The organism is Clostridioides sp. ZZV14-6345 (genome assembly GCF_020657775.1).
Classification (GTDB): Bacteria; Bacillota; Clostridia; order Peptostreptococcales; family Peptostreptococcaceae; genus Clostridioides; species Clostridioides difficile_D.
The window spans coordinates 18,520-34,383 of record NZ_JAGWCX010000046.1 but is presented as its reverse complement, the minus strand read 5'-3'; the positions used below and the strand labels follow the sequence as shown (position 1 = coordinate 34,383).

General features: G+C 28.0%; 14 protein-coding genes and 2 riboswitches. Of the genes, 4 read left to right on the top strand and 10 right to left on the bottom strand.

Features of this window, described 5'->3' with window-relative positions; genetic code table 11:
* Positions 1–64 precede the first annotated feature (64 nt).
* The 4 genes from zmp1 to KGF39_RS20120 form a co-directional block, all read right to left on the bottom strand.
* Positions 65–727 carry an anthrax toxin lethal factor-related metalloendopeptidase gene (gene zmp1, locus KGF39_RS12905; RefSeq protein WP_227822614.1) on the bottom strand — a complete coding sequence of 221 codons (663 nt, stop codon included), beginning with the start codon at positions 725–727 and terminating at the stop codon, positions 65–67.
* Between the two features lie 99 nt (positions 728–826).
* Positions 827–912, bottom strand: a riboswitch (cyclic di-GMP riboswitch).
* A 185-nt stretch (positions 913–1,097) separates the two neighbouring features.
* Entirely contained in the window at positions 1,098–1,697 is a 600-nt protein-coding gene (locus KGF39_RS20270; RefSeq protein ID WP_413927087.1) for a hypothetical protein, read from the bottom strand.
* Between the two features lie 111 nt (positions 1,698–1,808).
* Positions 1,809–1,894: riboswitch (cyclic di-GMP riboswitch) on the bottom strand.
* A 125-nt stretch (positions 1,895–2,019) separates the two neighbouring features.
* Entirely contained in the window at positions 2,020–3,198 is a 1,179-nt protein-coding gene (locus KGF39_RS12895) for a cation diffusion facilitator family transporter (protein WP_227822613.1), read from the bottom strand.
* Between the two features lie 132 nt (positions 3,199–3,330).
* Complete coding sequence (locus KGF39_RS20120; protein WP_227822612.1) at positions 3,331–4,263, bottom strand: DMT family transporter; 933 nt, start codon at positions 4,261–4,263, stop codon at positions 3,331–3,333.
* A 340-nt stretch (positions 4,264–4,603) separates the two neighbouring features.
* Here KGF39_RS20120 and KGF39_RS12885 point away from each other — a divergent pair, with 340 nt between their 5' ends.
* From KGF39_RS12885 to KGF39_RS12875, 4 genes are read left to right on the top strand one after another with little or no spacing between them, the layout of a single operon-like run.
* A complete protein-coding gene (locus KGF39_RS12885) occupies positions 4,604–4,849 on the top strand; it encodes a PAS domain S-box protein (RefSeq protein ID WP_227822611.1) in 246 nt (81 codons plus the stop codon).
* Positions 4,850–4,862: 13 nt separating this feature from the next.
* A complete protein-coding gene (locus tag KGF39_RS19915; RefSeq protein ID WP_255643352.1) occupies positions 4,863–4,988 on the top strand; it encodes a hypothetical protein in 126 nt (41 codons plus the stop codon).
* Between the two features lie 2 nt (positions 4,989–4,990).
* A complete protein-coding gene (locus KGF39_RS12880) occupies positions 4,991–5,326 on the top strand; it encodes a sigma 54-interacting transcriptional regulator (RefSeq protein ID WP_227822610.1) in 336 nt (111 codons plus the stop codon).
* A gap of 15 nt (positions 5,327–5,341) precedes the next feature.
* Complete coding sequence (locus KGF39_RS12875) at positions 5,342–5,557, top strand: hypothetical protein (protein ID WP_227822609.1); 216 nt, start codon at positions 5,342–5,344, stop codon at positions 5,555–5,557.
* A 119-nt stretch (positions 5,558–5,676) separates the two neighbouring features.
* Here the strand turns inward: KGF39_RS12875 and KGF39_RS12870 are convergent, their stop codons facing one another.
* The 6 genes from KGF39_RS12870 to serS all read right to left on the bottom strand — a co-directional run bounded on the left by KGF39_RS12870 (position 5,677) and on the right by serS (position 15,209).
* Entirely contained in the window at positions 5,677–8,451 is a 2,775-nt protein-coding gene (locus tag KGF39_RS12870) for a calcium-translocating P-type ATPase, PMCA-type (RefSeq protein ID WP_227822608.1), read from the bottom strand.
* Positions 8,452–8,626: 175 nt separating this feature from the next.
* Positions 8,627–9,883, bottom strand: coding sequence for a serine hydroxymethyltransferase (glyA, locus tag KGF39_RS12865; protein ID WP_227822607.1), 1,257 nt, complete (start codon positions 9,881–9,883; stop codon positions 8,627–8,629).
* Positions 9,884–10,059: 176 nt separating this feature from the next.
* Complete coding sequence (locus KGF39_RS12860; protein ID WP_227822606.1) at positions 10,060–11,148, bottom strand: hypothetical protein; 1,089 nt, start codon at positions 11,146–11,148, stop codon at positions 10,060–10,062.
* 274 nt (positions 11,149–11,422) lie between these two features.
* On the bottom strand, positions 11,423–12,127 hold the full coding sequence (locus KGF39_RS12855) for a response regulator (protein ID WP_227822605.1): 705 nt from the start codon (positions 12,125–12,127) through the stop codon (positions 11,423–11,425).
* Positions 12,128–12,240: 113 nt separating this feature from the next.
* The gene (locus tag KGF39_RS12850; RefSeq protein ID WP_227822604.1) at positions 12,241–13,746 is read right to left on the bottom strand and encodes a histidine kinase; all 1,506 of its coding nucleotides are present in this window, start codon (positions 13,744–13,746) and stop codon (positions 12,241–12,243) included.
* 191 nt (positions 13,747–13,937) lie between these two features.
* Positions 13,938–15,209, bottom strand: coding sequence for a serine--tRNA ligase (serS, locus tag KGF39_RS12845; RefSeq protein WP_227822603.1), 1,272 nt, complete (start codon positions 15,207–15,209; stop codon positions 13,938–13,940).
* Between the last annotated feature and the right edge of the window lie 655 nt (positions 15,210–15,864).

The following is a 15,864-nucleotide window of genomic DNA, read 5'->3' as shown; positions in this document are numbered from 1 at the left end:
TGAAAAAGAAGCTTATCTCTATTTTGAGACAGCTTCTTAATTTATTTTTAATTTATTAAATTTTCTATTTAGCTAAGTTTTGTAAAAAGCTATAAGTTTGTGGACAAGCTGCTTTTAATTTACTATTTGTATCTTGATTTAAATAGTAATATGCAAATGCTTCTGCAAAGAATTCTTCTGGATATACGCCTAAGTAATTTACATTACCTAAAGAACGTCCTTCTTTAGCAAATATTTGTTTAAATTGTGCTGATTTAGAAATGTCATTTAATGCTATATGGTCTATTGCATGTGCTGTTTCATGTAATTCTAAGTTTATTGCATCATGACCTTTACCTTTGTTACTAAATCCTATTCTAAGAGCTACTGTACTTCCACCTAAACCAGGAACATCATCCCAAGTTTTTCCAGTACCTTCCCAACCCTTAGGAACTACACCTTTTAAATAAGCGTATTCTTTTTCATCTGTTAACTTTCCACTTAATAATTTTATTTTTAAGTTATCTTGTTTTAATGCATTTAAATACTTTCCATCTATATTAGCTAGTCTATTTACCATAGCGTTAGCTTCATTTTTATTGTAATTTCCAGTTGGAAGAACCACTATTTGACTAAGTGTTTCTTTATTTTGTTGTATAGTAGTACTGTCTGGATGTGCACTTACTGGAACTGAACTTATTAAGAACATTGATATTATAGCGATTAATAATTTTTTACTTGGTTTCATATTATTCCCTCCTTTGAGTTAGGCCGGGAGTAATAAATTTCAAAATAAAAAAGATACCCAAGAGTATCTTTGTATATACAAAAAGAAATTTTTACTCTTTTCGGCAACTGGCTGGCATAGTTTACTAAACTTTAGCCCCTATAGCTTTGCGTGACTAGGTTTCCCTAGTTTTGCCTCATTTAATTTTATATTTATATTATAACCCATATCTTTTTAGTTGTCTATAGGCTTTTGGATTTTTTTTCTAATAAGTTATTATTTTTTTACATAATACTCCAAAAAAAAATATCTTCTAACAATATTTTTACCATAAAATATTGTTTTAGAAGATATTTTTTAATATTACTTATATTTTTTATAATGTTAGGGTCTAATTTGTATTTTTATTTCGTCTTAATATAATAAGTACCACAATAGCTCCTAGAACTAAAAGTATTTCTCCAATAATGATAGTATTGTCACCTGTCTTTGGTGGTACTGGTGGATTTATTACAGTATCATCTTTAACTTTATCATTCTTTTCTTCTGATACTGATGGTTTTACTACCTCTGGTATTGGAACAATTTGTTTAACGGGCTTTTCTATTACATCTTCTGATGGTGGTATTGGTGGATTTACCACATCTTCTAATGGTGGTACTGGTGGATTTATTACTACAGTTTCATCTGTATCAGATGAACTTGATGGTTTCCTTAGTTTATCTATGCTTGGTGGTGCTGGCTTCTCTTCCTCTGGTATCTGTTCTGTATTTTTATTATCTGTTGGTTTCTCTTCTTCTGGAGTTTGTTCTAGTTTTTTATTATCTGTTACTTTTTCATCTCCAGTTGATGAATTAGTTGAACCACTCTGAATATGACTATTTTCTTCTAATTCAGAAGCATAAGATACAGTTGGATATATTGTAGATACCACCATACTTAGAATTATAATTAAACTGATTAATAATGCCTTTTTATTTCTTTTCTTCATATAGATTTCTCCCCTCTAGACTATCTATAATTTGTAATCTTCCATTAATATCATATATAAATTAATTTTTATAAAAAATTATACAAAAAAAGCCATGAAAATAAATAAATTTATATTCATAGCCGGTTGCACCACTGACTCAGTATATCCATAAGGTGCCCAATAATAGAATATACTTCAACATCTCTATAATATTTCATAAAAAACAATTAAAATTGTTATATTCATATTAAATACAATTATATACTTCTATTATATTATGACTCTATATTATTGTCTATGTTTTTTACATTTTTTCCCTTATTTTACTCTTAATGACTCATTAAATAAAATCCTTATCTACAACAATGACACAATTATATTCAGGGTTTATCTCCTTAACTAACTTTGTTATATCTTCTTTTAAATCTTCTTCTGACATACCTTTTGAAAATTCAGAAGGATTTACTACTATATCAAATACTAAATTCTTCTTACTTCCCTTTCCAACTATTCTAAAGTCATGCATAGATTTTACGAGACTATTTTTCTTAAGTATTTCTTCAAGTTCTTTTTTTGCTGACATAACTTCTTCATCTTCAAGGCATATTGGGTCCATATGGATTACTAAATATATATCTAACTTTTCAGATATTTCTCTCTCTGCAGTATCTATAATCTCATGGATTTCCATTATATCTATATTAGATGGAATTTCTGCATGTATAGATGCGATACATCTCCCAACCCCATAGTTATGAATGATTAAATCATGTGTACCCATTATATATTTATAAGATAACAATAGTTCTATAATAGATTTTACCATTTCTTCATCTGGTGCTTCTCCTAGAAGAGGATTTATAGTATCTTTTACAAGAGAAAAACCAGCATAAAGTATTAGTAGTGATACTACAATACCTACGTATCCATCTATAGGTAAACTAGTAAATCTCGCTAAAACAAATGATATAACTACACAACTTGATGTAAACACATCTCCTAAAGCATCTAATGATACTGCCTTTAATGCTGAGGAATTAATTTTATTTCCTATAAATTTATTAAAACGACTTAACCATATTTTAACCATTATAGATGAAATCAAAAGTATAAGTGGTACTACTTCAAATTTTATAGGAACTGGATTTGTTATTCTTTCTATAGATGATTTTACAAACTGAAGTCCAACCAGCATCACCATAAATGCTACTATTAATGCTGATAAATATTCTATTCTACCATGTCCAAAAGGATGCTCTTTGTCAGCTGGTTTACTTGCTAACTTAAATCCTATCATAGTTATTGCTGAAGATGCCATATCAGAAAGATTATTAAATGCATCTGCCATTATAGCTATACTAGATGTTAATATGCCTATAAAAAATTTTAATATAAATAAACCTAAATTAGATATTATACCTACTATACCTGCTACATAACCATACTTGTTTCTAACACTTGCACTTTGGACATTTTCACTATCTTTAATAAATGTTTTAACTAGGAATTTTGAAAACACGAAACTACCTCCTCGTTTCATATTTTATGCACAATTTTAAATTATTATATCACTATTTATGATAACACAATTTAAATATAAAATTCCTAAAATTTACTCTATCTTAGTAAAATTTTATTAAAAATTCATCTTTTACTTATTCATTGTTAAACATTCACTTTTATAAATTTTCTTACTTTTATCAGCAGGTACTTTAGCTGATGCTTTAGTAGCTACTAAGGCAGATACAATCATTATTAATACCCCTATTAATTTTACAAAAGAGAATGCTTCTCCTAATATAAACCATCCTATTAAAACAGATATTACTAACTCTATAGAACTCACAACTCCCGCAACTGAAAGTTCTATACCCAGTTCTATTCCACCAACATAACATATATATGCAAGTGCTGCTGGAAAAACTCCTATTCCTATAATTAATATTAAAGTACTAATATCAGTTACATGAGATATTATTAACCATGGTTTTGCTATTGGTGCTATAAATATTGAACCAAATAATAACCCATAAATTATTATTATAAGACCAAAACATTCTTTTAGTGCACCTTTATTTACTATCGATATGCATGAATATGTTAATGATGCCAACAAGCCTAATAATAATCCAAATACATTTACTCCTGCAAATTCAAATTTTCCACCTAAAACTGCAACTATAGCACCTATAAAACACAATAGTATTGATAATCTTTTCATCTTATTGATATTTTCTTTATATATAATATTTGAAAATAATGCTACAAATAGAGGTGAAGTATAAAGTAGTATTGCAGCTATAGATATTCCTACACTACTTATAGAGTTAAAGTAACAAATATTAAAAATTGTCTGATATATTATTCCACTTAATATTGAAAGCCCTATCACCTTTTTACTTGTTTTAAAAACTTTTAGTTTTTTTAATACACTGTATATAGCTATTACCAGAAACCCTATAAAAGCTCTTGTGAAAGTAACTTGTTCTACTGTAAACCCTCTTGCTATTAGATTACTTGAAAATAATCCTGTTGTTGCAAATAATGCTCCAGCACAACCAATTAAAATATATCCTTTTTTCACGAAAATTCCCCCTTAAATTATCTCTATTTATCTTATTATTAATATAAGCAATTATAATGCCAACATTAAAAATTCTATAATTATTATTTTCCATCTTAAAGTGAGATTATGAATATAAAATAAGCTTAATTAATAAATAAAATTTGCTTATTCTTCTAAAAAACAATATAATTCATTCATAATCGAATTGTATCATAATTCATACAATTCATTTTTAAATTAGATTGTAGCTCATATAATTCACTTTTGAATCAAATTATTTATTTTCCATAAATTTTAATTCAGTTTTAATTTGAATTATACTTTTATATAAATTTTTAATTATTTTTAGGAGGTCAAAATGAAATATCCAAAAGACTTTTTCGAAAAGATTTTAAAATTTTCACATGATGAGATATCAGTTTGTGATAAGAATGGAATAACATTATATTGTAATAAATCATTTGAAAACAACTATGGGTTAACAAGAGATGAAGTTTTAGGTAAAAGTGTTATGTATATACAAGAAAAGGGTTGTTTATTTCAGACTCCAGTAACAGAAGTAATAAGAACAAAAAAGGGTAGTATCATTAGAACAACAATCTAAAACTGGCATAAAATTGATAATTACTGCAACTCCTTTATTTGATGAAAATGGAGATATCGAATACATAATAGAAAATTGTAGGGATATAACAGAATTAAACAATATAAAAGACAAATTAGAATCTTCAAAAAAACTATAGAAATGTATAAAAATGAAGTTGAAATGTACCATAGAAGTGCAATATATATATTTGATGATATTGTTTTTAAAAGTGAATCTATGAAATCTATTTTTAAAACAGTTGACCAGATATCAAATTCAAACGTGAATATATTGATTTTAGGCGAATCTGGGACTGAAAAAACTTCTTTGGCTAGATATATTCACTCTAAAAGTGATAGGAAAGATGGTCCTTTTATAACTATAAATTGTACTACCATATCCCCTTCACTAGTGGAATCAGAGCTTTTTGGTTATACAAAAGGTGCTTTTACAGGGGCTAATAGTAAAGGTAAAATAATTTTTTATTTTCATTAAATAAAAAGTTACTAAATGTTAGGAACAAAAATTGGTTCAGCGACTATTTTCAGTTCTATACTTGACAGAGATAATACTGTACAAATTGTTATTGACAAAGATGTAGTCAATGAAGAATGGTATGGATGTAGTGATGGTACCACTACTAGTTACATGAAAATTAAAACAAATCAAATCATTCACGATTTCTTACCTTTTGTAAACCATACACCATCTATAATTGAATTGTAATATTATAATACAACATTAAAGAAATAAAATATATAGTCTTAAAATAAAGCCAAAAAAACTTGTATAAAACACAAACCGCAAAGTCACAATATATATGCTACTTTGCGGTTTCATAAAAATTAATTTTTACCACTAAAATTCATATTTCTACTATTTTTTATCGTTCTAAGAATTAGTTTTACAAACTCATTTGACAATAGAATAGTAGATGCAAATAATATTATTTTTATCCACATATCAAAGTTTAAAGAAACAGAATTGAAGAAACTCTGGAATACTTGTGTAAATATTATTTGAATTACACCTGTAACAATTATTATTTGTAATGCCAACTTATTTTTAAAGAAATTTGGTATTGTACTATTCAAACCAAATTCCCTGCAATTTAATGCATTAAAAAGGGCACTGAATGCAAATAAAGAAAATATAACAGTACCTTGCTCTTCTGGTGTAGCTCCCAATATATTAAAAGCTGATTGCATAAATACAATTGTAATTATAAGAATAGCATTTATAATAATATTTACAAACATAGACCTAGCTATTATTCCAGAATGTCTATTTATTGGTTTTCTTTTCAATACATAATCTCTAACAGGTTCTAATCCTAATGCTAGAGCTGGAGGACCATCCATTATTATGTTTACCCATAATAATTGGATTGTAGTAAATGGCATATCCTTACCAGTAAGTTGAGATATTATGGCAATTATAAATGCTACTATATTTACAGTAAGCTGAAACTGTATAAATCTTTGAAAATTCTCATATATGCCTCTTCCCCATTTTATTCCCTCTACGATTGTACTGAAGCTATCATCAGTCAATATTATATCTGCTGCATTTTTAGATACTTCTGTACCTGAAATACCCATTGCAATTCCAACATCTGCTTGACTAAGAGCTGGAGCATCATTTATACCATCACCTGTTACAGCTACAACTTCACCACTTTTTTGAAGTGCAGAGACTATTCTCATCTTTGTATCTGGTTTACTTCTTGCAACAATAGATATTCCTTTGATTTCTTCTCTCAATTCTTCATCTGTCAGTACATCTATATAAGTTGCTTCAACTGCCTTTTTCCCATCATTCAATAGTCCTAATTCATTCCCAATAGCTGTTGCTGTATTGATATTATCTCCTGTAAGCATTTTTACATCTACACCTGCATTAAATGCTTTATCAATAGACTCTTTAACCCCTTCTCTTAATGGGTCTACTATTCCCACGAATCCACTAAAAACTAAATTATCTTCCTTCATGTAACCTCTTGGATTCCCTATTAAATTCAATTCACCTTCTGAAGTTATTGCAACTTCTGTTCTAGACTTACTCATCTTTTTATAAGCAAATCCTAATGTTCTCATAGATTTAATTTGTAATTTTTTAATCTCATCCAAAATACTTTTTTCTATTTTTGGAGTTATTGGAACAATATTTTTTCCTTGTTGTACATAAGAACATTTTTTTAATAATACTTCTGGTGCACCTTTTGAGAGTAATATATCTGAATCATCTTGGCGAATTAATGTTGACATTTTCTTTTCTTCTGAGCTAAATGGTATTTGTGATATCAAATAAGTCTGTTTTCTCATTTCATTATAGTTCTTATCATTGTGATATAAAAGTAATGCACACTCTGTTGCACTTCCTATATATTTAAATGAATTTTCTTCCTTTTCTATGTCTGCAGTTGAATTTACTATACAGTTTTGCTCAAAATAGCTATTACTTTGATACTCTCCACCACTTATATACTTACCATCAACATATGCTACTTCTACCATCATTTTATTTTGTGTTAAAGTTCCTGTTTTGTCAGAACATATTACAGAAACAGAACCTATAGTTTCACAAGCTTCTTTCTTTGTTACTAGGGCATTTATCTTTGCCATCTTCTGCATTGTTATAGCTAAAGTAATATTTATCATAGTTGGCAAACCTTCTGGAACAGTTGCCACTATTAAAGCAATACAAACCATATACGCATTTTTAGCAGGCTCTAATGATTGTAAAAAAGATACTATACTGCTTGTATCTAAGATTAACATACCTTTTTTCTGCATTTGTATAATCATGAACATACACAATAAAGTAGCTATCACCCCTGATATTCCTGCTATTTTAGCACCTAATTTACCCAATTTAATTTGAAGAGGAGTTTGTTGGTCTTCATTTGATAAATTCTGTGCTATTTTACCCATCTCTGTCTTATCACCAGTATGAGTAACAACCATTATACCTCTACCATATGCTACAAGAGTTCCTCCAAATACCATATTAACTTGCTTTGCAGGTATTGTATCCTGTTCAATTATTTCTGTCTTAGAATAGACAACTTCCATATCCAATACAGCATCAGCATTCTTAGCTACATCATCTGACTCCCCTGTTAACATATCTTCTCTAAGTTTCAAATTTATAGACTGTATAAGCCTTCCATCTGCTGGTATCATATCTCCCGTTTCTATATATACAATATCTCCTGGTACTAAATCATTTTTTGATATTTTAATTATCTTTCCATTTCTAAGTACTTTTACTTCTATATTTTCTGTTAGTTTTGATAGGGCATTAGCTGCTTTTTTAGATTTTCCTTCAGTTATTATACCTATAGAAATTCCAATGAAAATAGCTCCTAAAATCCCTAATGCATCATGTAATTCCCCTACAAAAGAACTTATTACTGCTGCTCCGATAAGAATTAATATCATAGGTTCTGTCAGACTTTCTCCCAACTCGTCCCAAAATGTTCGTCCTTCTTTTATAGTAAATTCATTTAATCCATATCTAAGCTTCCTTTCTTCTACCTCATTATCATCAAGTCCAAATTCTGGATTTGTTTTTAAGTATTTTAATACTTCTTTGGTAGGTTTATTATAATACCTCATAACTTTATCCCCCTTGTTAATTATCTATAAAGAATTATATGCTTATGATAGCTTGTATATTACTTTTCAAAAAAAATAAGGCGTTGATTAATCAACACCTTATACTGGTTATATATTATTAGGTTTTATGTTATAGGCTTTATAAGTTGTAGGCTATATATAAAAATCAATATACTTAATCTTCAAAATACCCTTCTGGATATAATGGGAACTTAGATATAAGTTCTTGAGCTTCTACTTTACATTCATCTAATACTTCTTTATTATCAATATTTTCTGCTACCTTATTCATTATTCCTGCTATCTGTACAACTTCTTTTTCTTTAAGACCCCTTTGAGATATTGATGTAAGACCTATACGAACACCACTAGTTACAAATGGTGACTGTGGGTCATCAGGAATAACATTTTTATTAACTGTTATCCCCACATATTCAAGAGCTTTTTCAAATTGTTTCCCTGTAAGATTCTTACTTCTTAAATCAACCATTACTATATGGTTATCAGTTCCTCCACTTACAATACTGAATCCATGTGAAATAAGTTCAGATGCTAGAGTTTGAGCATTTACTACAACTTGCTCCATTATCTTTTTAAATTTATCTGTACTCAAATATAATAGTGAAAAGGCTTTTGCTGCAACTGTATTAAGATGTATAGAACCTAATGTTCCTGGGAAAACACCTTTATCAAGTTTCTTTGCATGTTCTGCTTTACAAAGTACAATACCACTTCTTGGACCACAGAAAGTTTTTGTTGTAGATGAAGAAACAAAATCTGCATAAGGTACAGGACTAGGTATTACTTTTGCTGCAACTAATCCTGCAACATGGGCCATATCTACCATAAAGTAAGCTCCTACTTCTTTTGCAACTTTTGATATTCTTTCATAGTCTATTAGTCTTGGATATGAACTTGCTCCTGCAATTATAAGTTTTGGTCTGCATTCTTTTGCCTTTGCTTCAAGAGCATCATAATCTATACGTCCAGTGTTTGGGTCTACTCCATAAAATTCATATTTATAAATATCATGTAAAAAATTAACTGTACTACCATGTGTTAAATGTCCACCTTGGTCAAGACGCATACTTAAAACAGTATCATTTGGTTTTAATATTGATGAATACACACAATAGTTAGCTGTAGAACCTGAATATGGCTGTACATTTACATGTTCTGCTCCAAATACTTCTTTTGCACGTTTAATTGCTAGAGTTTCAAGTTTATCTGCTTCTTCAGAACCTGCTTGAAAACGAGCCCCTGGATAACCTTCTTCGGTTTTATTTGTAAATACACATCCACTTAATTCAAGTACTTCTGTTGGTGCTGTACTTTCAGAAGCTATCATTTCAATATTATGCTCTTGTCTAACCAACTCCCCAGCCACAATGTTATATAACTCTGGGTCTGAAATTTTTGTTGTTTTTAACATAATAACACCTCTTTTTATTTTAATTTTTTTATAAATTTAATTAATTTTATTTATATTCTACTACATTATTTTAATTAAATATATTATCATATCTTGCAATTTATTTAACTATTTTGACTTTTTATAATTTATGTTATATGAAAAAATTGCCTTAACTATGAAATTAATAAGTGGCTCTATTCCTGACCTTGTGTTGATTTCTCTCTACATGTAATTGCTTTATATACCATACAAACTAAAATTAAAAGTCCCATATAACCTGTATATGGATATAAAATATTTACTAGTTTACCAAATGGTAAAAATCCACCTATACAAGCCAAAATAGCTATTACTGTTGTTACAAGTTTAAATTTAGGGTGTTCATCTTCAACTATTCTATTAGTCACAGACCATAAAAGTGGAACAGCTGTTGTATAAATACCTAATATAAGTGCAACTGAGAAACATACACCTATAATAGGAGCTATATTATCCGCTAAATAAAGTGATGGTATTTCTTTCATGTACAAGTTTCCTATATCTGAAATCATAGCCAAATACATAACTATACCAGCAGTCATAAATACAACTCCACCTAATAAACCTCCCCAGAAAGCATCCTTTTTACTTTCAATAGAAGCTCCCATTCCTGTTAAAAAGACAATCATTACAATAATATTTAATGTATTATATATTACACCTGAAATGATTGGACTTTCTGATGCTTTTGTAACTTCAATATTTTTCATAGCTTCTCCAACCATAGATAAACCATCAAAATGCTTAAATAAGCTTATTAATCCAACAGCAATTGTAAATACTGCTATCACTGGTCCAATACGACCAAGTATACTTACTAATTTTTCTAGACCCATAGACACTGTAATCAAGGTAGCAACAGCCATCAACACTCTTCCCAAATAAGGATTTATACCATAATATTCAGTTAAAGTTGAACCTGCACCTGAAATCATTACTATAAGAATTCCAAATAAAAATATTGGACTAAACCATTCGTAAAATTTTCCTAAAATCTTTCCACAATAGAAAGTATAAATTTTTGTTGGTTCTTTAAGTTTTAATTCTCTACCTCTAGTTATAACTTCAGCACCAAGAAATGAAAATAACACCATTGATATTAACGCCCCAATCAGCCCCATATACCCTTGTGAGGCAAAAAATTGGAGTATTTCTTGACCAGTAGCAAATCCAGAACCAATTGCTGTCGCTAAATAAGCACCCGCAATACAGATAATATTTTTCACATTGACTTTGTCTGACATATTAAATTACCTCCATTATAAAGTTACCTTCTTTAACAAGTATAAATTCAAAGTAAATTAAATGAAAATTCTGTCTTTTTAGAATAGTATTTGACCTACTTTTTTTATTTTTATATCTTTTTTTTTATTTATATATATTTTTTTATATAAATAGGTACAGCTTTTATAAGGTTTAATATTATTAAATATATTTAAAGCGCTTTAATTTTTATTATAGTTAAAGTATACTTACTCAGACATATTCAAACAATTATCTATATTGACTTTTTATTTATCATTTTCGATTTTTAGTATTCAATTTATAAACTTTTGGAGTCACTCCTTTTTCTATCTTAAAGTTTTTATAGAAGTTATTCAGACTATTATATCCAACTATTTCTGCAATCTCATTTATACTTTTTGTAGTATTTTCAAGTAAATCAATAGATTTTTCTATTCTTATATGATTTAGATATGATATAAAAGTCGTATTCAAATTACTTTTAAAAATCCTAGATATATTAGATGGATTGGTCAAAAATAATCTAGCACAATCATTTAACTTTAAGTCATTGCTATAATTTAGATTTATATATTCCAGTATCTCATTTAATAAATCATTATTGGTATATTGATATCCAATAATTTTTTCTACAGACTTAGTAAATTCTTTCATGTCCAATGGTTTAAGGAGTATATCTTTTACATTTAATCTCAAAGCTTTTTGAGCATATTCAAAATAGTCAAAAGCAGTTATTACTACAAAATTTATTTTTTTAGATAGGTGAGATGTTTTTTCTATTACTTCTAACCCATTGTATATTGGCATTTGAATATCTATAAAAACTATGTCTGGCTCTAAACCAATTATTTTATCTACTGCTTCATCACCAGATGTTGCTTTACCAACAATTTTTATTGGCATATCTTTCATTTCTATAAAGTGTGTTATTATTTTTAAAACAGCTTCTTCATCATCTATTATTAGTGCTCTTCTCATGAGAATTCCTCCCTTTTAGCTTAATAATATAAAAAAGCAAGATATATAAAACAACATAAAAACATCTAATATATTTCTTAATATATATAAAATTTATTAATTTTATATAAGTTCTATACATACTCCTTATAATTTTCAATAAGAATTTTAATCATTATGTAAGTCCCCTCATTATCACTTGACTTTATATCCATATCAAAATTATTTCCATAAGCAGATGTAAATTTTGCATATATTAGAGACAAACCATGACCATTATTACTACGAATACCTGCCTTTATTTTGTCTATACTATTTTCTTCTAAGATAGTTCCATTATTATGAATTTCTATAATAGCATACTGGGAATCTACTCTTGCAATTATTTCTATTCGCTTTTTTGAATCAATATCTCTAAACCCATGTGTAAATGCATTCTCTACAATAGGTTGCATAAAGTTAAAAGGTACAGAAAGGTTATATAGCTTCCTTGGAATAAGGTACTTTACTTTAAGTTCATCTCCATAACGCAATTTCTGTAAATTCAAATAATTTTTAATATATAATATTTCAGATTCTAATTCTACAAATCGTAAATCAGACCTCATTGTATATCTAAACATTTTTGATAAATCTATTATTGCACTATACAAATCATAACTACCATCATCAAGTGCTATGCTTGCCATTGAATTTAGAGTATTAAATAAAAAATGATGATTTATTCTTAAGTTAGTAACCATATCTTGAGCTACCTTTAAATTCATTTCAAGTTGTTCTCCATAGTGATACGTTCTTGCAATAGTGTTCTCTTTTTCCTGCAAATCCTTTCTTATATCATTAAATGAACAAAAATTTATTATATTTTTAGATATTTGTTTCAAAAGACGTTTTATACTTCTAGCAGCGCCTTCTGGTATATCATATAAATTACTATGTGTTGTATCTAAATTTAAATCAGATAATAATATATATCCCCCTCTTATAACACCTATACTATTATTTTTGTATAATATAGGTATATTATATATGGTTATCCCATACTTACATACAAATTGGTTGCTACTTTTTTGATTCATACAATCACAATTTTGAGTAAATTTCATAGGATTACATTTTTCAAAACAAAATAGTGGAAAATAAGGATTTTTTAAAACTATATTCCATGAATCATCATATATAATCAATGGAATTCTAAATGGGTCTATAAATTGACCACGAATTGATTCTACAGCCGCATACAAATTTAAAGTACTTTCGCTATAATTTATTAAAGTCTTCTTCAAATAACTATTAGGATTAATATCTATAACTTCACTCTCTCCTACATCATCTACATTATTGGAAACAATAAGCTCTTTTATCGCTCTATCACCTGTATTTATAGTTTCATGTGTGCTACCGGATTCTATATAAAAAATCATACCTTGGTAAAATGGCTTCCAGACTCCATTTATAATATATAAACCCTCACCTTCTAAAATATATATCATCTGTTCTTGACCATAATGAACATGATTAAAATGTTTTTTACCTGGCATAGTTACTGCAATGTATATATTCATAGCTTGTTTTGGGTCGTTTTCATCATAAGTATGTTTCCATTCAATATATCCCCATTCAGTATTTTGAATTTTCATAAGAGATTCCTTTCTACCTGTAAATTATTTATGTTCATATTTTAAGAAATTAGTAAATAAAAATGTGTACACACTCTTTCATATGATAGCTTATATATCAATATTCATTAGTTTGTACACACTTTTATATTAATTATTATTTTTTAATTACTTCTAATTATTATATCATTTAAAAATACATAGTCTAACTCTTATTTAATAATATAAACTCCCATATACGGTCTTAAAACTTCAGGAACAATTACAGACCCATCTTCTTGTTGATAATTTTCTAATATAGCTGCAACACTTCTTCCAATAGCTAACCCAGAGCCATTTAATGTATGTGCATATTCAGCTTTAGAATCTTTATCTCTTTTAAATCTTATTCCTGCTCTTCTAGCTTGGAAATCTTCACAATTTGAACAAGATGAAATTTCAACATATCTATTGTAACTTGGCATCCAGACCTCTACATCATATTTAAAAGAAGCTGTGAATCCTAAATCTCCTGTACATATCTTTACTACTCTATATGGTAGGTTCAACAATTGTAGCATAGTCTCAGCGTTGTTAGTAAGCTTTTCTAACTCATTGTAAGATTCTTCTGGTGCTACTATTTTGACCATTTCTACTTTATTAAATTGATGCTGTCTTACCAACCCCCTTGTATCTCTTCCAGCAGAACCAGCCTCTGACCTAAAACATGGAGTATAAGCTGTATAATTTATTGGTAATTGTTCAAATTTAAGTATTTCATTAGCATGTATATTAGTCAAAGGAACTTCTGATGTTGGAATCATAAAATAATCCAATCCTTCTATTTTAAACATATCTTCTTCAAATTTAGGTAACTGTCCTGTACCTAAAAAACTATTTCTATTTGCCATAAATGGTGGAATAACTTCTGTATATCCATTTACCGTTGTGTTTGTATCCAAGTAAAAATTTAATAATGCTCTCTCTAACCTAGCACCTAGTCCTTTATAAAGAGTGAATCTTGAACCAGTTATTTTACTAGCTGTTTCAAAGTCAAGTATACCTAACTCAGTCCCAATTTCCCAATGAGCCTTAGATTTAAAGTCAAAAGTAGTCGTCTTTCCCCAAGTTCTTACCTCAACATTATCTTCATCAGTTTCACCTTGTGGAACTTCTGGATGTGGTACGTTTGGTATTCTCATTAATAGGTATTCCATTTTATCTTCTACTTCTTTAAGGTTTTGGTCTATTACTTTAATTTTGTCAGATAGCGCTTTTAGTTTAACCTTTTCATTTTCTATATCTTTACCCTCTTTTATAAGATTTGGTATATTTTTAGACGCTGTATTTAATTCATTTTTCATGACTTCAACTTCTTGGAGAATCTTTCTTCTTTCATCATCTAACTTAACTACTTCATCAAGATTAAAGGCTTTTTCACCTCTTCTTTCCATTGCTTTTTTTATACAATCTAAATTTTCTCTTATTCTTTTTATATCAAGCATTTTTTCCTCCTCAGTATTTAAGATTGGATGTTATCTCTTAATCTCAAATAACTTAGATAATATACTTTATGCTTGAGGTTAAGAAACCTTTTTTGTTTTATCCGAACCTATTATTTTTATTTTATTTATATTTTACTCACTTTTTTATCTATTGTCAAATTATATTTAATTAAATTAATAAAATTTAATTTTAAGAGAATATTTCTAGATTTAACCTCATTATAATTATATCGATTTTGCTAATCAATTATCTATTTTGACTTTTTCTTTATCAATCTTGTATAGTTATTAACTTTCATATGAACTTTTTTATATATAATATAGTCCTATATATCTCTTATTTGGATAGGATTATTTTAATGAATGATTCAAGTATAGGTATGAAATTAAATTTTTTAGAACTGTTTATAAGAAATGCTCAAAGAAAAATAGTAATTTTCCTAGATGCACAATATATTTTATATGAAATGTTATGAGGTAATCTATTTAATGAATTTAAATTTGCTATTATAAATTTAGCTTCAAAATCTACTGTAAAGTAATATACATAGTCGTTTTATAAACTAATAACTGCAAATACTAATTACTTAATTATTTAATATAATACATAGATAACTTTAATAAATTGACAGTTCTTTAAAAAGGTAGAACCAAT